At 76.3% G+C, this 21,391-nt stretch carries 2 protein-coding genes; both read left to right on the top strand.

Annotated features, from left to right (window positions below; all coding sequences use genetic code 11):
- Positions 1-85: 85 nt before the first annotated feature.
- The gene (locus BCD49_RS36995; RefSeq protein WP_071042444.1) at positions 86-20,071 is read left to right on the top strand and encodes a non-ribosomal peptide synthetase; all 19,986 of its coding nucleotides are present in this window, start codon (positions 86-88) and stop codon (positions 20,069-20,071) included.
- 101 nt (positions 20,072-20,172) lie between these two features.
- The gene (locus BCD49_RS36990; RefSeq protein WP_071042443.1) at positions 20,173-21,309 is read left to right on the top strand and encodes a YqcI/YcgG family protein; all 1,137 of its coding nucleotides are present in this window, start codon (positions 20,173-20,175) and stop codon (positions 21,307-21,309) included.
- Positions 21,310-21,391: the final 82 nt, after the last annotated feature.

Here is a 21,391-nt window from a genome sequence, read left to right as displayed (position 1 = left end):
CTCCTCACCAGCCGCACCGTGTTCACCAGCCACACCGTGTTCGCGCTCGTCGCCCCAGGGCCGCATCACCGGAAGGACGTGCATCGTGGCAAGTCCCGACTCCGCGCAGCGCAAGCGCGAGCTGCTCCGCCGCCGACTGGCCGCCGAGCGGTTGACGCGCGAGGCGGCGGGCGGTGCCGACGGCCGGGCGCGGCGAGTACCCGGCCGGGGCTACCCGGTCAGCCCGGGGCAGCGGCGGATGTGGTTCCTGTCGCGGCTCGACCCCGGCAGCGCCGCCTACACGATCTCGGCCGCGTTCGAACTGACCGGCCCGCTCGACGTGCCGGCGCTGCGCCGCGCACTGCTGACCGTCGCCCGCCGACACGAGATCCTGCGCACGACGTACCAGGTCACGCCGGACGGGCGGCTCGAGCAGGTTGCGCGCGACGACGTCGAACCGGCCTGGCTCAGCGTGGACCTGTCCACCGAGCCCGCCGACGACCGCGACGGGCGTGCCCGGGAGATCGCCCTGGCTGCCGCCCGGCGCCCGTTCGACCTGACCGTCGAGTCGCCGCTGCGGGTCACCGTCCTGCGGCACGGGCCGCTGCGGCACACGCTGGCGCTCGCCGCCCACCACATCGCCTGGGACGACGCGTCCTGGGACGTCTTCTTCGGCGACCTGCTGGCCGCCTACGGCCGAGGCACTGGCGACTCGGCCGTAGGCGGCCAGCAGGCCGGGGCGGACGACGCCGTCCAGTTCATCGACGCGGCGGTGCCGGCCGGCGAGCCGCCCGTCCGGGCCGAGGGCCTGTCCTACTGGCGGGACCGGCTGCTTCCGCTGGCCGAGCCCGTGCGCCTGCCCGAGCCGACCCCCGACGACCGCGCGGCCGACGCGCTCGCGGCCGGCGACCTCCCCGAGGCGGCCGCCGGCGAACGCGACGCCGGCCGGAGCGGCCCGGGCCGGCGCGACGCGGGCCGGCAGATCGTCCACCACGCGCCGACGGAGCTCGCCGGCCGGATCCGGGCGTTCGCTGCCCTGCGCGGCGTGACGCCGTTCATGGTGCTGGTCGCCGGCTACGCCGCCCTGATCCACCGGGTCACCGGCGCGACCGACGTGACCGTCGGATCGCCCGTCGTCAACCGGGACGACGCCGCGACCAACGGCGTGATCGGCTACTTCGGCAACACCGTCTGCCTCCGGCTGGCGGTGGGGCCGGCCGACACCTTCACCAACCTGCTGGAGCGGGCCCGCGAGGCGTGCCTGGGCGCGTTCGCGCACGCGGACATCGACCTGGTCGACGTCGTGCGCGCCGTCAACCCGGACCGCTCCGATGGCGTGTCCAGCCTGTTCAGCACGATGCTCGGCGTCCGCTCGCCGGCCGCCGCCGCGCTGCGCCGCGGTGACCCCGATAGCGACGAACTGCGCGGCGAGCGCCGCCCGCTGCACAACGGCACCGCCCAGTTCCCGCTGATGGTCGTCGCCGAGCTCGGCGGGGACGCCGGCCAGCCCGACTCGCTCGAACTGGAGACGACCTACCAACCGGCGGCTGTGTCGGCGACGTTCGCCGGCGCCGTAGGCCCGAGGCTTTCGCGGTTGCTGGCCCGCGTGGTGGCCGAGCCCGACGCGCCGATCGGATCGGCCGACCTGCTCGGCGCGGCCGAACGCGACCAGATCCTGGGTGCCTGGAACGACACCGCCGGACCCGGCCCGACCGCGCCGTGGATGGCGCTGTTCGACGCGTGGGCGCGCCGCGACCCCGACCGGACCGCGCTGGTCACGCCCGGGCGGACGCTGACCTACGGCGAGCTCGCCGCCGCGGCCGACGCGTTCGGCCGCCGGCTCGCCGGCCGAGGGGCCGGGCCCGGCTCCGTCGTCGGTATCGCGCTGCCGCGCGGCGTCGACCTGCTCGTCGCGCTGGCCGGCGTCGGCCGTGCCGGGGCCGCCTACCTCCCGATCGGCCCCGACTATCCGGCTGACCGGATCGCGTTCATGATCGAGGACGCGGCTCCGGCGATCGTGGTGACCACACGCGCCCTCGCCTCGCGGATCCCGGTCAGGCCTGGCCTGGAGCTCGTGCTCATCGACGACTCCGAGCCCGACTCCGAATCCGGCTCCGAGCCCGCGGCGGTCGTCGGAGCGTGGCCGCCGGCCGTCGGCCTGGACGACCTGGTGTACGTGATCTACACGTCCGGCTCGACCGGCCGGCCCAAGGGCGTACCGCTCAGCCACCGGTCGCTCGGCAACTTCCTGGTGGCCATCACCGAGGCCGTGGGCATCGGACCGGACGACCGGGTGCTGGCCGCGACCACCCTGACCTTCGACCCGAGCACGGTCGAGCTGCTCGCGCCGCTCACCGTCGGCGCCTCGATCCACCTCGTCGACGACGAGACCGCCCGCGACCCGTCCCAGCTGGCCCGGCCGCTGACCACCGGCGAGGTCACGGTGGCCCAGGCGACCCCGTCGCGGTGGCGGTCCATCCTCGACGCCACCCCCGAGGCCTACCCGGGGGTGCGCGCCCTGTGCGGCGGCGAGCCGATGCCAGCGAGTCTTGCCCGGGAGCTCGCCGCGCGCGCGGAGAGCGTCATCAACCTGTACGGGCCGACCGAGACGGCGGTCTGGGTGACGGCGGGGCCCTGGCGGGACGCCGGCGCGGGCGGCGGGCTGCCGCCGGTCGGCCGGCCGCTGCGCAACGCCCGGGCCTACGTGCTGGACGGCGCGCTCATGCCGGTGCCGCCCGGAACCGTGGGAGAGCTGTACATCGCCGGCCCCTTCGTCGCCCACGGCTACCTCGCCCGGCCGGCGCTGACCGCGTCCCGCTTCGTCGCGAGCCCCTTCGATCCCGGCGAGCGGATGTACCGCACCGGCGACCTCGCCCACTGGACCGCGCGGACCTCCCAGATCGCCGGAGGCGATCCGGCAGGGACCCCGGGCGAGCTGGTCGTGGCCGGCCGCTCCGACGACCAGGTCAAGGTGCGCGGCTTCCGGATCGAACCGGGCGAGATCGAGGCGGTGCTCGAACGCCACCCGGCGGTCGCGCGCTGCGCGGTCGTCGTCCGGGAGGACGGACCGGCCGGGCGCGCGCTGGTGGCCTACGTCGTCCCGGTCGACGGCGAGGCCGTCCCGGCCGACGGCGAGCCGCTGGCGGACCGGCTCCGCGCGCACGCGGCGTCGTTCCTGCCTGGCTACATGGTGCCGGCGGCCTTCGTGGCACTGCCCGCGCTGCCCACGAACACGAGCGGGAAGCTGGACCGCGCCGCCCTGCCCGCTCCCGACTTCGCGGCGGCCGCCCAGCCCGGCCGGACGCCGGCCACCCGCACCGAGACGGTCCTGCGGGACGTCTTCGCGGCCGTGCTCGGCCAGCCCGACCTCGGCGTCGACGACTCGTTCTTTCACCGGGGCGGGGACAGCATCCTCGCCTTCGCCGTGGTCACCCGGGCGTCCGCCGCCGGCGTGACGGTCGCGCTGGCCGACGTGTTCAGCACCCCGACCGTCGCCGGTCTCGCCGCCGTGGCGACCACGACGGCGGACGTCACGACCGCGGCCGAGCTGACGGCTGCCCCGGGGCAGGCTGCCCCGGCCGGGCAGGGCTCTCCGGCCGGGCCGGACCTCGCGGGGCTGGCGCCCGCGGACCCGGCGGACCTGGCCCGCTGGCGCGACCGGCTGCCCGGCCTGACCGCGGTGTGGCCGCTGTCGCCGTCGCAGGCGGGGATGCTGTTCCACCGTCTCGTCGACGGCGACGACGCGCCAGACGTGTACGTGATCCAGTTCGTCCTGGACCTGGCGGGCGAGCTGGACCTCGACCGGCTGCGGGCGGCGTCCCGGACCCTGACCGCTCGGCACGCCATCCTGCGCGCCGCAGTCCTCGCCGACGGCCGGGCACCGGCCCAGGCGATCCTGGACCACGCGGAACCCGAGTGGACCGTCGTCGACCTGTCCGGCTGGCCCGCCGCCGAGCGGGTGGCCGAGGCGGAGCGGCTGGTCGCGGACGACCGGGCCGCGAGGTTCGACCTGGCGGCGCCCCCGCTCATCCGTTTCCTCTGGGTCCGCACCGGCCCGGACAGCGCCCGGCTGGCGGTCTGCGCCCACCACGTCATCGTCGACGGCTGGTCGCTGCCTCTCCTGCTGCGCGAGCTGTTCGCGCTGGCCGACGCCGACGCCGACGCCAGTTCCGGTTCCAGCTCCGGCGGCGGTGCCGACACCGCCGCCACGGTGGCGGGGTACCAGCCGGCCGCCCGCCCCTACGAGGACTACCTGCGCTGGCTGGGCGCCCAGGACCGGGACGCGGCGCGCGCGGCGTGGCGGGCGGAGCTCGCCGGTCTCGACGGCCCGACCCTGCTGGCACCGGGCGCCGGGCACCGCGTCGCCGCCGAGCCGGGCCCAGCGGCGGCCCTCGACCGTGAGGTCGACCCGGCGCTGGCCGACCGGCTCGCCGCGCTCGGCCGCGAGCGGGGCCTGACGCTGAGCACCGTGCTGCGGGCGGCTCACGCCGTGCTGCTCGCGCGGGCCGTCGGCCGCGACGACGTCGTCCTCGGCGCCGCGACCGCCGGCCGGCCGCCGGAGCTGACCGGCGTCGACGCCATGATCGGCCTGTTCGTCACCACCGTCCCGGTCCGGGCCGCGGTCAGCGCGCAGCGGACATTCGCCGAGCTCATGGCCGACCTGCAGGCCGCCCAGGGCCGGCTGTTCGCGCACCAGCACCTCGGCCTGGCCGACATCCAGGCCCTGGCCGGCCACGGGGACCTGTTCGACACCCTGCTCGTGCTCGAGTCGTACCCGTTCGACGCGGCCACGCTGATCCCCGCCGGCAGGCCGCGGCTCGTCGCCGTCGACGGTCACGACGCCACCCACTACGCGCTGACGATCCGGGTGATCCCCGGCGACCGGCTGAGGCTGACCTTCGGCTACCAGCGCGGCGTCCTCGACGGCGCGACCGTCGCCGGCCTCGCCGACCGCCTGCTCGCGCTGCTCGGCGAGATCGCCGCCGATCCGGATCGGCCGATCGGCGCCGCCGCCGCCCTGCCCCCGGCCGAGCGGGACCAGGCCGCGCTCGCCCCGGCGCCCCGGCGCGGCGCCTGGGGCGCGGACGCCACCCTGCCCGACCTGTTCGAGGCCCAGGCCGCCAGGACCCCTGACGCGGTGGCGCTGCGCTGGCGCGACGAGGAACTCACCTACGCCGAGCTCGACGCGCAGGCCTCCCGGCTCGCGCGGCTGCTGCGCGCGCGGGGCGTCGGGCCGGAGTCGATCGTGGCGGTCGCGCTGCCCCGGTCGACCGACCTGGTCGTGACCCTGCTGGCGGTGCAGAAGGCCGGCGGCGCCTACCTGCCCATCGACCCGACCTACCCCGCCGACCGGATCGCGTTCATGCTGCGCGACGCCGCGCCGGTGTGCGCGGTGACCACCGCGGCGACCCGGGCGGCGCTGCCGACCCGGACGGGCGTACCCCTGATCGCGCTGGACGACCCGCTGGTCGCCGCGGCGCTGGCCGAGCAGCCGCCGACCCCGTCCCCGTCCACGTCCACGTCACCAGGCCCGGACGGGCACGCGCGGGCGGGGGCGGACAACCTCGCCTACGTCATCTACACCTCCGGCTCGACCGGCCGGCCCAAGGGCACGCTGATCCCGCACCGCAACGTGGTGCGCCTGTTCGCCGACAGCCGGGACCACTTCCACTTCGACTCCGCGGACGTGTGGACGCTGTTCCACTCGGCGTCGTTCGACTTCTCGGTGTGGGAGCTGTGGGGGCCGCTGCTGCACGGGGGGCGGCTCGTCGTCGTCGACCACGACGTCTCCCGTTCCCCCGAGCAGTTCCTCGCCCTGCTGCGCCGCGAGTCCGTCACCGTCCTCAACCAGACGCCGTCGGCCTTCGGCGCGCTGGTCGCGGCCGAGGCGGCCGAGGCGGCCGAGGGCGGCGCCGACCTCAGCCTCCGCCTGGTCATCTTCGGCGGCGAGGCGCTGGACGTCGGGCGGCTCGCCCCCTGGTACGAGCGCCACCCGGACGACGCGCCGACCTTGGTCAACATGTACGGGATCACCGAGACCACGGTGCACGTCACGTACCTGCGCCTCGGTCAGGCCGTCGGCGGCCGGCACGGCCTGATCGGCGAGCCGCTGCGCGGCCTGCGCGCGCGGATCCTCGACCGCCACCTCGCCCCGGTGCCGCCGGGCGTCCCCGGTGAGATCTATGTCAGCGGTGGTCAGCTCGCGCGCGGCTACCTGGGACGCTCGGGCCTGAGCGCCACCCGGTTCGTGGCCGACCCGTACGGCGAGCCCGGCGACCGGATGTACCGCACCGGCGACCTGGCCAGGCTGGGCCAGGACGGCGCGCTGGAATACCTCGGCCGGGCCGACGACCAGGTCAAGATCCGTGGCTTCCGGATCGAGCCGGGCGAGATCGAGGCCGTCCTCGCCGCCGACCCGGCGGTCGAACGGGTCGTCGTCCTCGCCCGGGAGGACGGCGCCGACCGGCACCGGCTCGTCGCGTACGTCGTCCCCCGCGCGGACCAGCGGGTCGACGGCGCGGCGCTGCGGGCGAGGGCCGCGGCGGCGCTGCCGGACTTCATGGTCCCGGCGGCGGTCGTCGCCCTGGACGCGCTGCCGCTCACCGGCAACGGGAAGCTCGACCGGGCCGCGCTGCCGGCCCCCGACCTGTCCGCGGCCACCTCGTCCCGGCCCGGTGGCACCGAGCTGGAGCGCGCGCTGTGCGCGGTGTTCGCCGCCGTGCTCGGCCTCGACCGGGTCGGCGCCGACGACGACTTCCTCGCGCTCGGCGGCGACAGCATCCTCGCGATCCAGCTGGTCACCAGGGCCCGCCGCGAGGGCATCAGGCTCACCCCGCGCGAGGTCTTCGTCCAGCGGACGCCGGCCGCGCTCGCGGCACTCGTCGCCGGCCGCGCCGCAGCGGTGGAGCCTGCGCCTGTCCCCGAGGGCGGACCTGTCCCCGAGGGCGAGCTGATTCCGCGGGGTCAATCCGCCCCGTCCGGGCGGCCGCCGCGGCTCACCGCGTCCGCCGATCCGGCCACCGCGTCCGCCGATCCGGCCGCGGTCATGCTCCCGGCCTTCGACGCGACGGCGACCGGGATCTTCACCCCGCTGCCGATCGTGGCCCGGCTGGCCGAGTGGGGCGGCGAGATCCGGCGGTTCAACCAGGCGTTCCTGGTCCGGACTCCGCCCGGTGCCGACGAGGCCGCGCTGCGAGCCGCGCTCGCGGCCCTGGTCGCGCACCACGACGGCTTGCGTTCCCGGCTGCTGCGGCCCGCGCCCGGTGTCTGGCTGCTCCAGATCGACCCGGCGGCGTCCACGACTGGTGACGGGGCAGCGGAGGGCACGACGGCGGCAGGCAAGGCGACGCGGGACGCGACGGCGGCGGGCGGGCCGACGGGCGCCGACCTGCTGACCCGGATCGACGTCGCCGGGCTCGACCCGACTGCGCTGCGCGCGGTCATCGCCGCCGCCTCCGGCTCGGCCGCCGGCCGTCTCGACCCGGACGCGGGGGTGATGCTGCGCGCGGTCTGGCTCGACGCGGGCCCCGCCGAGCCGGGCCGGCTGGTGCTCGTCGCCCATCACCTCGTCGTCGACGGGGTGTCGTGGCGGATCCTGCTGGCCGACCTGGAGGCCGGGTACCTCGCGGCCGGGTCCGGCGGGCGGCCCGCGCTCGACCCGGTGGGCACGTCGCTGCGCGGCTTCAGTCAGGTCCTCGGTGAGCAGGCGGCCGCCCCGGCCCGGCTCGGCGAACTGACCCACTGGCTGGACACGCTCGCGCCGGGCGGGCGGCCGTTCGCCGAGCCGATCGGGCCGGTCACCGCCGCCGCCGGCGGCCCGACCGAGCCCCAGCCGGGCCCGGCGGCTGTCGGCACGGTGGCCGAGACCGCGAGCCTGGTCGTCGAGCTGCCGTCGGCGGTCACGGCCGCGCTGCTCACCGGCGTCCCCGTGGCGACCGGTGCCGAGGTCACCGACGTGCTGCTGGCCGGCCTGCGTCTCGCGCTCCCGGCAGGGCCGGCGGGCGGTCAGCCCGGCGGCGAGCCGGTGGGAGCCGGCGACGGCGACCTGCTCGTCGACCTCGAACGCCACGGCCGCGAGGAGGTCGTCCCCGGGGTCGACCTCTCCCGGACCGTCGGCTGGTTCACCAGCATCGCGCCGGTCAGGCTCCCGGCGGCCCGGCCGCAGGTGCGCGCGACGCTCGCCGACGTGACGGCCCGGCTGCGGGCCACGCCCGACGGCGGCCTCGGCTTCGGCATGCTGCGCTACGCCAACCCGCTCGCCGGCCCGGCGCTCGCCCGCGCCGGGCGGGCCCAGGTGCTGTTCAACTACCTGGGCCGGTTCGGCGCCGACCGCCGGGCCGACTGGGGACCGGCCGAGGAGTTCGACGCGCTCGCCGCCAGGCCCGACCCCGGCCTGGGCGTCGGCTACCCGCTGACCGTCGACGCGGTCTGCGTCGAGACCGCCGACGGGCCGGCGCTGCGCGCGACGTTCACTTACCTGACGACGGTGCTCGCGGCGGGCGACACGGCGCGCATCGCCGACGGCTTCCTCGCCGCCCTGGGCGAGCTGGCCGCGCTCGCGCCGGCCACCGCCACGCTCGCGCCGGCCACGGCGACCACGGCCGTCGGGCCGGCGACGGCCCAGCCGCCGGTCGAGCTGCTCACACTCTCCGTGCAGGAGTCAGCCCGGATCGCCGGCGCGTTCCCTGCCCCGGTCGAGGACGTCTGGCCGCTCTCGCCGCTGCAGGAGGGCCTGTACTTCCACTCGGCCCTCGACCAGACCAGCGACGCCTACACCGCCCAGTTCACCTTCGACTTCGACCACCGGCTCGACGCCAAGCGGCTGCRCCGCGCCTGTCGGACGCTGATGGCCCGCACCCCGACGCTGCGCGCCGGCTTCCTGTCCGACGGCCTTCCCCGCCCGGTGCAGGTCATCGCCAGCGAGCTGCCCGCGCCGGTCGACGAGATCGACCTGTCCGGCCTGGCCGAGCCCGACCGGTCGGCCGAGGCCGAGCGGATCGCCGCCGCCGACCGCGCCCGCCCGTTCGACGTCGCCCGGCCACCGCTGTTCCGCCTGATCCTGATCCACCTGGCCGAGGGGCGCGACCGGCTGGTCGTCAACCGCCAGGTGCTGCTGTGGGACGGCTGGTCGGGCGCCCTGTTCGTCGAGGGGCTGTTGGACCTCTACGCCGCCGACCCCGCCGAGGCCTCCGACACCGACACCAACACCGGCACGGCTGGCGCTAGCGCGCCGGACCCGGCGTCCCCGCCCGCGTCGCGCGGCTCGTTCCGGGACTACCTGGTGTGGCTGCGCCAGCGGGACACCGCCGCGTCCGAGAAGGCCTGGCGCTCGGCGCTGGCCGACCTGGAGGGCCCGACGCTGGTGGTGCCGGCGGCGCGGGGCCTGCGGCCGGTCGCGCCGGCCCGGATCACCGCCGAGCTGCCCGAGGCGACCGCGACCACGGCACGGGCGGCCGCCCGCGCACACGGCGTCACCCTGAACACGGTCTTCAACGCCGCGCTCGCGCTGGTGCTCGCGACGGCGACCGGGACGGACGACGTCGTGTTCGGCACGACCGTCGCCGGCCGCCCGACCGAGCTCGACGGGATCGACGAGGTCGTCGGGCTGTTTCTGAACACCGTCCCGGTCCGGGTCCGGCTCGACCCGCGCGAGACGGTCGGCGAGCTGCTGCGCCGGGTCGCGGAGCAGCGCCTCGACCTGCTCGACCACGAGTACCTCGGCCTCGGCGACATCCAGCGGGCCAGCGGCCACCCGGTGCTGTTCGACACCCTCTACGTCCTGCAGAACTTCATCGACGAGGTCGCGAACGAGCAGACCACCGCCCGCCACGGGATCATCGGCGGCGGCAGCCTCGACCACACCCACTACCCGCTGACGTTCGTCCTGTTCCCGGGGGCGCGGATCACGGCTCGCCTGGAGTACCGCGCCGACGTCGTCACACCGGCGGTGGCCGAGGCGCTGTTCGCCCGGCTCGTCGCGACGATCGACGCGCTGGTCGGCAATCTCGACGCCCCGGTCGGCTCCCTGGATCTGCTGCTGCCCGCCGAGCGGGACCGGCTGGCCGCCGCGGCGGCGCCGTGGCGGCCGGTCGGCGGCCAGACCGTGTCCGACCTGCTCGCCGACCGGGCCGGCGACCTCGGCGACCAGGTCGCGCTGGTCCTCGGCGACCAGCGGCTGACCTACCGCGAGCTCGACGACCGGGTGAACCGGCTGGCGCGCCTCCTGATCGCCCACGGCGCCGGCCCGGAGACCGTCGTCGCCCTCGGGATCGGCCGGACGGTGGACATGGTCGTCGCCCTGTTCGCCGTCCTGCGCACCGGCGCCGCCTACCTGCCGCTGGAGCTGGACCATCCGCCCGCCCGCCTGTTGGAGATGGTGGCCGACGCGGGGGCCGAGCTGGTGGTCACCACCCGGGCCGCCGGCGGCTACCTCACCGGCGAAACGGCCCAGCCCGGCACCGACGCTCCCGGCACCGTGGCTCCCGTCACGGTCGGGACGGCCGGCGACCCGGACCGGACCGCCGCGGCCTGGCTGGTGCTCGACGACGAGGCCGTCGCCGCCGAGCTGGCCGCGACCACCCCTGGCGTGCTCTCGGACGCCGAGCTCGGCGCCTTCGCCCGCGACCGCGCGGACCGGCTCGACCACCCGGCCTACGTGATCTACACGTCGGGATCGACCGGCCGGCCCAAGGGCGTCGTCACCCCCTACCGCGGGCTGACGAACATGTGGCTCAACCACCGGGACGAGATCTTCGACCCGACCGTGGCGGCGGCGGGAGGCCGCCGGCTGCGGATCGCGCACACCGTCTCGTTCGCGTTCGACATGTCGTGGGAGGAGCTTCTCTGGCTCGTCGAGGGCCACGAGGTGCACATCTGCGACGAGAACCTGCGCCGCGACGCCGAGGGCCTCGTCGCCTACTGCGACCGCCACCGGATCGACGTCGTCAACGTCACCCCGACGTACGCGGCCCACCTGTTCGAGTCCGGGCTGCTGGACCGGACCGAGCAGCCGGCCGCCGACGGCGCCGGGGCGTACGTCGAAGCGACGTCGCCGGCGTCGCTTGTGGCGGACCACGGTGGTGCGCCGGCGAGCGGGCACCGCCACCGGCCGCCCCTGGTCATGCTGGGCGGCGAGGCCGTGCCCGACTCGATCTGGAACCGGCTGCGCGACACCGACGGGACGGCCGGCTACAACCTCTACGGCCCGACCGAGTACACGATCAACACCCTCGGCGCGGCGACGGCCGACAGCAGGACCCCCACCGTGGGCCGGCCGATCCGCAACACCGCCGTCTACGTGCTCGACCGCTGGCTGCGCCCGGTCCCGGACGGCGTCCCCGGCGAGCTGTACATCGCCGGCGACGGCCTGGCCCGCGGCTATCTGGACCAGTTCGGCCTGACCGCGACCCGGTTCGTCGCCGACCCGGCCAGCCCGGGCGGGCGGATGTACCGCACCGGTGACCTGGTGACCCGCCGGGCCGACGACGGCAACCTCGACTTCCTGGGCCGCACCGACGACCAGGTCAAGATCCGTGGCCACCGGATCGAACTGGGCGAGGTCGCCGCCGCCGTCGACGGCCACGAGGCGGTCAGCCAGTCCGCCGTGATCGCGACCGACGACCCGGTGACGCCGGGGGCGAAGCGCCTCGTCGCCTACGTCGTGCCGGCCGACCGTTCGGCCGCCGACCGGGCCGCGATCGAGGCCGACCAGGTCGGCGAGTGGCGGCAGGTCTACACCGACGAGTACGAGCGGATCCCGACCGCGCTGCGCGCGGAGAGCTTCGACGGCTGGGACTCCAGCTACGACGGCCAGCCGATCCCGCTCGAGCACATGCGGGAGTGGCGGGCGAGGACCGTCGAGCGGATCCGGGCGCTCGCGCCGCGGCGCGTGCTGGAGATCGGGGTCGGCACCGGCCTGCTGCTCGGGCAGCTGGCTCCCGGCTGCGACGAGTACTGGGGCACGGACTTCGCCGCGCCCGTCATCGCGAAGCTGCGCGCCGAGCTCGCCACCGACCCCGCCCGCTTCGGCCGGGTCGAGCTGCGCCACCAGCCGGCCCACGTGACCGACGGGCTGCCGACAGCGTTCTTCGACACGATCGTCGTCAACTCGGTGATCCAGTACTTCCCCAGCGCCGACTACCTGCGCTCGGTGCTGCACGGCGCGCTCGACCTGCTCGCCCCTGGCGGCTCGCTGTTCGTCGGCGACGTCCGGGACCTGGGCCGGCTGCGCCTCTTCCACAGCACGATCGAGCTGGCCCGCTGCGGCCAGGCATCCGCCGCCACCGCGTCCGCCGCCGAGACGACGACCGGCACCGACACCGCGACCGCGCTGACCGGCCTCGACCCGGCCCGGCTCGCGGCGGCCGTCGACCGGCGCGTCCTGCTGGAGAAGGAGCTGGTGGTCGCGCCCGCGTTCTTCCTCGACGTGGCCAGGACCAGCGACCTCGAGGTGTGCGTACGGGTCCGGCGCGGACGTCACCGTGACGAGCTCACCCAGCACCGCTTCGACGTCGTGCTGCGCCGCCCCGCCCTGGAGCCGGTCGGCGACTCCCTGCCGGCCGGGCCGGCCGTCGCGGCGCCCGCCGCCGGGTCGGAGCCGCTCGTCGCGGCCTGGGGCGTCGAGGTGCGCAGCCTCGAGGGGCTCGGCGCGCTCGTGCGCGCCCATGGGCCGCGGCGGATCCGCCTCACCGCCATCCCCGACGCCCGCGTCGCCGCCGACCTCGCCGCGGCCGGGCTCGGACCGGTGGGCGAGGTGGTCCCGGCGGAGGCCGAGGCCGGCGCGGTCGACCCGGACGACGTGTACGCGCTGGCCGACGCCCTCGGCTACGAGGCGGCCCTCACGCCGCGCCCCGACGACGCCGGCCGGCTCGACGCCCTGCTCGTGCGCGGCTCGGGGCCGGCGGCCCTGCCGGTGACCCGGCCGGCCACCGACCCGGCCAGCCGGCCGCACCCGGGGACGGCGCTGACCAACGACCCGACGGCGGCCCGCGCCGCCGCCGCGCTCGTCGGCCGGCTGCGCACCGACCTGGCCGCGGTCCTGCCGGACTACCTGGTCCCGTCGGCGTTCGTGCCACTGCCGGCCATTCCTCGCAACGCCAACGGCAAGCTCGACCTGGCGGCCCTGCCACCGGCCGAGCCGGTGGCCGCGCCGCGGTCGGGCCGGGCACCGGCCACCCCCGTCGAACGGACCCTGGCGGAGCTGTTCGCCGACATCCTCGGCCTGCCCGAGGTCGGGGCCGACGACGACTTCTTCGCCCTCGGCGGCCATTCCCTGCTGGCCACCCGGGTGGTCAGCAGGGCCCGGGCCGCGCTCGACACGGAGCTCGCCATCCGCGACCTGTTCGACGCGCCGACGGTCGAGGCGCTGGCGGCGAAGGTGGCCAGCCGCACCGTGGCGGGGCGCCCGCCGCTGGTCCCGGCGGACCGGCCCGAGCGGATCCCGCTCTCACCGGCGCAGCGGCGGCTGTGGCTCGTCGAGGCGCTGGCCGGCGGCACCGACGCCTACAACTACCCGCTCGCGTTGCGGACCGGCGCCCGCCTCGACGTCGCCGCGCTGCGCGCCGCCGTCACTGACCTCCTCGGCCGGCACGAGGCGCTGCGCACGGTGATCGACGTCGTCGACGGCGAGCCCTACCAGCGGATCCTGGACCCGGCCGAGGCGAACCTCGGGGTCGAGGTGCTCAGATGCGCCCAGGACGAGGTGGCCGGCTGGATCACCCGGGCCGCGGCGCGCCGGTTCGACCTGACCCGCGAGGCGCCGCTGCGCATCGCCCTGCTGCGCTGCCCGGACGCCGACGTGCTGGTGGCCGTCCTGCACCACATCGCGACCGACGAGTGGTCGGACCGCCCGTTCCTGCTCGATCTGGACGCCGCCTACGCCGCGAGGCTGGCCGGGCATGCGCCGGACTGGGAGCCGCTGCCGGTCCAGTACGCCGACTACACCCTCTGGCAGCGAGACCTGCTCAGCGGGCCCGACGACGAGAGCGGCCTGGCCGCCCGGCAGCTCGCCTTCTGGCTGGAGACCCTGCGTGGCCTGCCGGAGGAGATCCCGCTGCCGTTGGACCGGCCACGCCCGGCCGAGCGGGACGGGGCGTCCGCGCGGGTGGTCCGGGTGCTGCCCGGGCCGGTGGCGACCGGGCTGCGCGCACTGTGCACGTCCACCGGGACGAGCATGTCGATGCTCGCCCACGCGGCCATCGCGACCCTGCTGCACCGGCTGGGCTCCGGCGACGACATCCCGATCGGGGTGCCCATCGCCGGGCGCACCGACGCCGCCCTCGACCGGCTCGTCGGCTTCTTCGTGAACACGCTGGTGATCCGGTCCGACCTGACCGGCGACCCGACCTTCCGGGACCTGCTGGGCCGGACCCGCCAGACCGACCTCGCCGCCTTCGACCACCAGGACCTGCCGTTCGAGGACGTCGTCGCGGCGGTCAACCCGCGCCGCGTGCCCGGCGTCAACCCGCTGTTCCAGGTGATGGCCGGCTACCACCACCTCGCCGGCGACGACCGGGAACTGCTCGGCGCGCCGGTGACCTGGATCGACCCCGAGGCCGGGACGGCGAAGTTCGACCTGGACGTGACCTTCGTCGACCGGTTCGCCCAGGGCGAGATCACGGCGCTCGTCGAGTTCGCCACCGACGTCCTCGACCCGGGCAGCGGTGCCCGGCTGGCCGACCGGCTGGTCCGGCTGCTCGCCGAGATCGTCCGTGACCCCGACCTGCCGGTCAGCCGGCTGGAGATCGTCGACGAGGAGGAGCGCGCGGCCGCCCTGCGCGTGGCCCGCGGCCCCCGGCGGGCGCTGCCCGTCCTCGGCGCCGATGGTGCCGCGGCGGCCGCGACGCCGCCGGGGACGACGGCGCCGGGGACGACGGTGCCGGACCTGCTGGCCCGGGTCGTCGCCGCGTATCCCGACCGGGTCGCGCTGGTCACCGGTGAGGGCCGGACGACCTTCGCGGAGCTGGCCGGCGAGGTCGACCGGATCGCGGCCGTGGTGTCCCGCCTGGGCGCCGGCCCGGAAGCCGTGGTGGCGCTCGCGCTGCCCCGCGCGCTGATGGTCCCGGCGATCTTCGGCGTGCTGGCGGCGGCCGCGAGCTACCTGCCGATCGACGTCGAGGTGCCCGCGGACCGGCTCGCGTTCCTGCTGGCCGACGCGGCGCCGGCCGCCGTCCTCACGACCGGCGCGTACGCCGGGCTGCTGCCCGACGTCGCGGCCGCCGTCATCCCGCTCGACGCCGCGCCGCTCGACGCCGCGCCGCTGGGGGCCGCGCCGCCCGTGCCGGCGCCCGACCCGGCCGGCGCGGCGAGCGTGATCTACACGTCGGGGTCGACCGGCGTGCCCAAGGCGGTCGTCGGCACCCACCGGGGCCTGGTCAACCTCTTCGCCTCGCACGCGGTCGACCTGATCGCGCAGGCCGAGCGCGCCGCCGGTCCCGACCGGGGTGCCCAGCGCGTCCTGCACGCGGCCTCGTTCAGCTTCGACGGCTCCTGGGAGCCGCTGCTGTGGCTGCTGGCCGGGCATGAGACGCACGTCGTCGACGAGCGGGTCGCGCGGGACGCGGCCGCCCTCGTCGACTACGTCGAGCGGACCCGGATCGACGTGCTCGACCTGACCCCGACCTACCTCCAGGAACTGATCAGGAACGGGTTCCTGCGGCCGGAGGGCCACCGGCCGGGCGTGCTCCTGGTCGGCGGCGAGGCCACCCCGCCGGCGCTGTGGGAGCGGCTGCGCTCGCTGCCGGGGACGGTGGCCCACGACCTTTACGGGCCGACCGAGTACTCCGTCGACGCCTACGGCTGGCACAGCGCGGGCTGGGCCGCGCCCATCGGGAACACCGGCGCCTACCTCCTGGACGCGGCGCTGCGCCCGGTCCCCGACGGGGTCGCCGGCGAGCTGTACCTGTCCGGTCCCGGGCTCGCCCGGGGCTACCTGCGCCGCGCGGGCCTGACAGCGGCCCGGTTCGTCGCCGACCCGTACGGCGCGGCGGGGGAGCGCATGTACCGCACCGGGGACCTCGCGCGCCGCCGCCCCGACGGCTCGCTCGCGTTCCTCGGGCGTGCCGACGACCAGATCAAGCTGCGCGGGTTCCGGATCGAGCTCGGCGAGATCGAACGGGCGCTGGAGGCGGCGCCGGGCGTCGCCCAGGCGGCGGTCTGGTTCCGGCCGGACGCCCCGCCCGCCCTCCAGCTCATCGCCTACCTGGTACCCGACCCCACCGGGCCGGGCTTGCCGGCCGGGTCGGGCCTGGTCGAGGCCGTTCGGGCGCAGGTGGCCCGGATCCTGCCGGCCTACATGGTTCCCCAGGCGTTCGTCGCGCTGGACCGCCTGCCCCGGACGGTCAACGGCAAGGTGGACCGGGCCGCGCTGCCCGGGCCGCCCGCGCCCGTGCCGGCGGCCGGCCGCCGGCCCCGTGACGCGCGCGAGGAGCTGCTCGCCGAACGGTTCGCCGCCGTCCTCGGCGTCCGGCGGGTCGGGACCGACGCCGACTTCTTCGCCCTCGGCGGCCACTCGCTGCTCGTCATGCGGCTGTGCGCCGCGATCCGGTCGACGTTCGGCGTGGAGATCACGCCGCGCGCGGTCTTCGAGGACCCGAYGGTCGCCCGGCTCGCGCGGCGGATGGACCAGGCCGGCGCCGCCCGGCCGGCCGTCGGCCGCGCGCGGCGCCCGGTGAACCCGCCGCTGTCGTTCGCGCAGCAGCGCCTCTGGGTGCTCGGGCAGGTGGAGGGCCCCAGCCCGACATACAACATCCCGATCACCTGGCGGCTGACCGGGCCGCTGGACCTGGCCGCCCTGCGCGCGGCGGTGGGCGACGTCGTCGCCAGGCACGAGGCGCTGCGGACCGTCTTCCCCGCGCCCGGCGGCGAGCCGGTCCAGTGGATCCTCGACCCGTCCGACACGGAGATCCCGTTCGACGTCGTCGAGTGGGCGTCGGTGGCCGGCGCCGGCAGGCCCGATCCGGAGCCGGGCGACCCGGGGCTGGCGGACGTCCTCGCCGACGCCGCGTCCTACGCGTTCGACCTGGAGCGCGAGCCGCCGATGCGGGTGACCGTCGTCCGGTGCTCCCCGGACCTGCACATCGCCCAGTTCCTGATCCACCACATCGCCGCCGACGAGGGCTCCGACCGGCCGCTGGCCCGGGACCTGACGGCCGCCTACCGGGCGCGGGCCGCGGGCGGGGCGCCGGACTGGGCGCCGCTGCCCGTTCAGTACGTCGACTACACGCTGTGGCAGCGCGAGCTGCTCGGCGACGAGGCGGACGCGACGAGCCCCGCCGCCACGTCGCGGGAGTTCTGGCGCCGCCAGCTCGCCGGCCTGCCCGCCGAGCTGGCGCTGCCGACCGACCGGCCGCGCCCGGACGAGCCGACCCACACCGGCGGGATCGTCGAGCTGTCGATCGACGCCGAGCGCGTCGCCGCGCTGCGGGCCGTCGGCCGAGCCCACAACGCCAGCCTGTTCATGGTGCTGCGGGCCGTCGTCGCGACCCTGCTGCACCGGGTGGGCGCGGGCGAGGACATCCCGATCGGCAGCCCGGTCTCCGGCCGGGTCGACGACACCCTCGACGACCTCGTCGGCTTCTTCCTCAACACGGTCGTGCTGCGGACCGACCTGTCGGGCGCCCCGACGTTCGGCGAGCTGCTGGGGCGGGTCCGCGCCAGCGACCTCGCCGCGTTCGACCACCAGGAGCTGCCGTTCGACCGGGTGGTCGACGCCGTCAACCCGCCACGGCTGCTGGCCCGCCACCCGCTGTTCCAGGTCATGATCGTGTACCTGGCGGCGTCCGACGCCGTCGACGAGCTGGCCTTCGACGGCGTGGGCGCCAGCCCCGAGCCGGTCAGGACCGCGAGTGCCAAGTTCGACCTGTCCTTCGACTTCCTCGAGCGGACCAGCACCGACGACGGCATGGCCGTCGGTGTCCGCTACAGCGACGACCTGTTCGACCGCGCCACCGCCGAGCGGTTCGGCGAGCGGCTGCTGCGCGTCCTCGCCGCGGTCGCGGCCGACCAGCAAATACCGGTCAGCGTGCTGGACATCGGCGGCCCGGACGAGTGGACGAACCGGACCGGCGGTCGGGCCCGCCGGCGCCCGGACGGCACGCTGGACGTCGTCGACCGGCCGGACGAGGACCCGCCGGACGAGGACCCGCCGACGCGGCCCGCCGGTGACGTCGACGAGCCGGTGGCCGGGCGCGCGCCCGCGAACGAGATCGAGGCGACCCTGGTCGCGACGTTCGCCGCGGTGCTCGGGGTCGACGAGGTCGGCGTCGACGACGACTTCTTCGCCCTGGGCGGCGACAGCATCGTCGCGATGCGGCTGGTCAACCGGATCCGCGCCGCCGGCCTCACCGTCACCCCGCGCCTGCTGTTCGGCCATCGCACGCCCGAGGCGCTCGCCACCGTCGTCACCCGCCGGGCCCCGTCGCGGTCCGCCCGCGCGGCCGGCGCCGCCAGTGACGGGCCGGCTGGGCAGGTCGGGCGGGCGGCCGGTGGCGGGGCCCGGCGGTCCGGCGGCACGGCCGAGGCGGGCTCAGGGCTCGCCGGAGTCGTCGTCGCCCCGCCGACGCCCGCGCTGCAGGCGGCGCGCGGCCGCGGCACCGGGACGGACGGGCGCCTCGCGTTCGCGTCGTTCTCCTCGCCGGTGCTGCTGCGCACCCCCGCCGGGCTGGATCTGGCGACGCTGGTCGCGGCGCTCACGACGGTCGTCGACCACCACGACGTCCTGCGGGCGCGCCTCGTCCGTTCGGACTCGTCCAGGCCGCTTCCGGACGGCGCGGCGGCGGCGGGTGCCGACGGCGGTCCCGCCTGGTCACTGGCGATCGCGCCGCCCGGCGGCGTCGAGGTCGGGCGGTGGGTCCGCCGGGTCGACGCGGCCGACCTCGCCGCCGGCGACGGCTTCGGCAGCGCGGGCGGGCACGCGCTGATCGCCGGGCTCGCGGCGGCCGCCAACGCCGAGCTCGACCCGGACGACGGGCAGACCATCCGCGGCGTCTGGCTGGACGCGGGCGACTCCCGCCCCGGCCGGCTGCTGTTGATCATTCATCATGCGCTGATCGACGGCGTGTCCTGGTCGATCGTGCTGGAGGATCTCGCGACCGCCGCGGCCGCGTTGGCGGCGGGCGCGCGGCCTCGGCTCGCGCCTGTCGAGGTCTCGTTCGCGGACTGGGCGAGCCGGCTCGACGAGCGGGCGCGGGCGGGCGAGACGGACCAGCGGCTGCCGTTCTGGCTGGGCATGTTCGACCGCGTCACGCCGGTGGCGTGGACGGCGTGCCCGGCCGACTCGGCCGGGCCGGGTCCTGACGATGACGAGCAACCCGCGGTGGTCACGGTGAGCCTGCCGCCGGAGCGGGCGGCGCCCATGCTGTCGACGGTTCCCGCCGCCTTCGGCGTCGGCGTGGACGAGCTCCTGCTCGCCGCGCTGTCCCTGGCCCTGGCCGACCAGACCCATCCGAACGGCGCCGGCTCGTCGGCGATGGTCGCCGCGGTGCAGGCCCACGGCCGCCAGGAGCAGGTCGTCGGCGACCTGGACCTGTCCCGCACGGTCGGCTGGCTCGCGGAGATCTTCCCGTTCCTGCTCGAGCGCGCCCCCGACGACGGCGCCGTCCTCGGCGACCGCTGCGTGGACGCCACGGTGGCCCGGGTGCACGCGCTCATGGGCGAGATCCCCGACGGCGGAACCGACTACAGCATGCTGCGCTACCTCGATCCGCGAACCGCGCCGCTCCTCGCGGCGGCGCCACCGCCCACGGTCTACCTGAACTACGTGGGCCGGCTGACGCGGGGTGAGGTAACGGACTGGTCGGTCGCCGCGGAGGACGAGGAACTGTTCGCCGACTGGAACGCGGAGGCGCCCGACCCGTTCCCGCTGAGCCTGATCGTCCGCGCCGTCGACGGCCCGGGCGGTCCCGAGCTCGGCGCGCGGTGGTCCGTGGGACCGGACGGTCCGCCCGCGGCGGTGCTGCGGGGTCTCGCGGACTCCTGGACGCGGGCGCTCGACGCCCTAGCGGCCCGCGCCGCCCGCCTGGGACGGCCCGCGCCCCCGCTATCCACACCCCCGCTATCCGCATCGGCGCCATCCGTCTCGGACGGCGCCCACTGAGCCGCCTCAACCAGGCCATTCCACATCCGAGCACATCAACCGAGCCACGCCATGACCACGGACCGGGACCGGCCCGCGGCTGACCAAAGAGAGAAACCACAGTGCGAGACAGGCTGAAACTCAGTGGGGTGAGCACGGCCGGCCCGACCGATGCGCACCGCGAGGAGATCCTCGACCTGGCCATCGGTCCGATGCCGGCGTGGGGCACCGCTTGCGCGCGGGACATGATCGCGACGCTGCGGTCCAGTACCGAGCCGTTCCCCTGCGTCTTCGCGACGGCCGCCGCGAACCGGGGCGGGCTGCGGTTCGGCTTCGTCGACGATCTTGACGACGAACGGACCTGGTCCGTGCTGCCGGACATACTCGCCACCTACCTCTCGGTCTACCAGTCGATATCGCGCAACACCTCCCTCGTCGTGTTCTTCGGGTCCGGCGGTGGGACGGCGGGCCAGCGCGCCGACGACGTCCTCGGGTACGAGCGGCGGTTCTGGTCGTTGCTGCGGTATCTGCACGACAGCGACGGCGAGCCCTGGCCGTCCGGCATCCCGACCGACACCGACACCCCGGGCTGGGAGTTCAGCTTCCGCGGCAGCCCGATCTTCGTCGTCTGCAACACGCCGGGCCACCAGCGGCTGCGCAGCCGGAGCAGCCCGGTCTTCAACATCACGTTCCAGCCGCGCTGGGTCTTCGAGGGGCTGGAACCGCACACCCCGCGCGGCGTCGCCGCCCGCAGGACCATCCGCGAGCGCCTGCGCCGGATGGACGAGGTCGACTCGACCCCGCTGCTGGGCTCGTACGGCGACCCGGCCAACCGGGAGTGGAAGCAGTACTTCCTGCGCGACGACGCCTCGGTCCCGGCCAGGTRCCCCTTCCAGGCCGGATCCGGCCAGGTCACGGCCGCGGTCGCGGCCGGGAGCGGGGGCGGCGAGCCGGGACCCCGCCTGTTCAAGGTGGTCGTCAACCAGGAGCAGCAGTACTCGGTGTGGCCCCAGGGGCGCCGCAACGCGCTCGGCTGGTTCGACACGCTCGTCACGGGGACCCGGCAGGAGTGCCTGGACAGCATCGAGCTGGCCTGGTCCGACCCGCGCCCACGCAGCCTCCGGCGGCGGACGCCGGGTGCCCCCGGGATCGACGGCGCGGCTGGGGGTGGCGCGATGACGCGCACCGGCCGGCCCGGCGGGCTCTCCACGGCGGACCCGGCATGGGATCGCGAGCCCGTCGCCGCGAGCTCCGGCTGACCGCGAACGAACCGGTCCACGCACCCAGCAGGACGAGGTAGGGCGCCCGTCTCCGGTCGCTCGACGTCGCTGACCAGCGCCT

Origin of the sequence: Pseudofrankia sp. EUN1h (genome assembly GCF_001854645.1) — a bacterium.
Classification (GTDB): domain Bacteria; phylum Actinomycetota; class Actinomycetes; order Frankiales; family Frankiaceae; genus Pseudofrankia; species Pseudofrankia saprophytica.
Note: the sequence above shows the minus strand (reverse complement) of the source record. Positions and strands in the feature narration are given on the sequence as shown.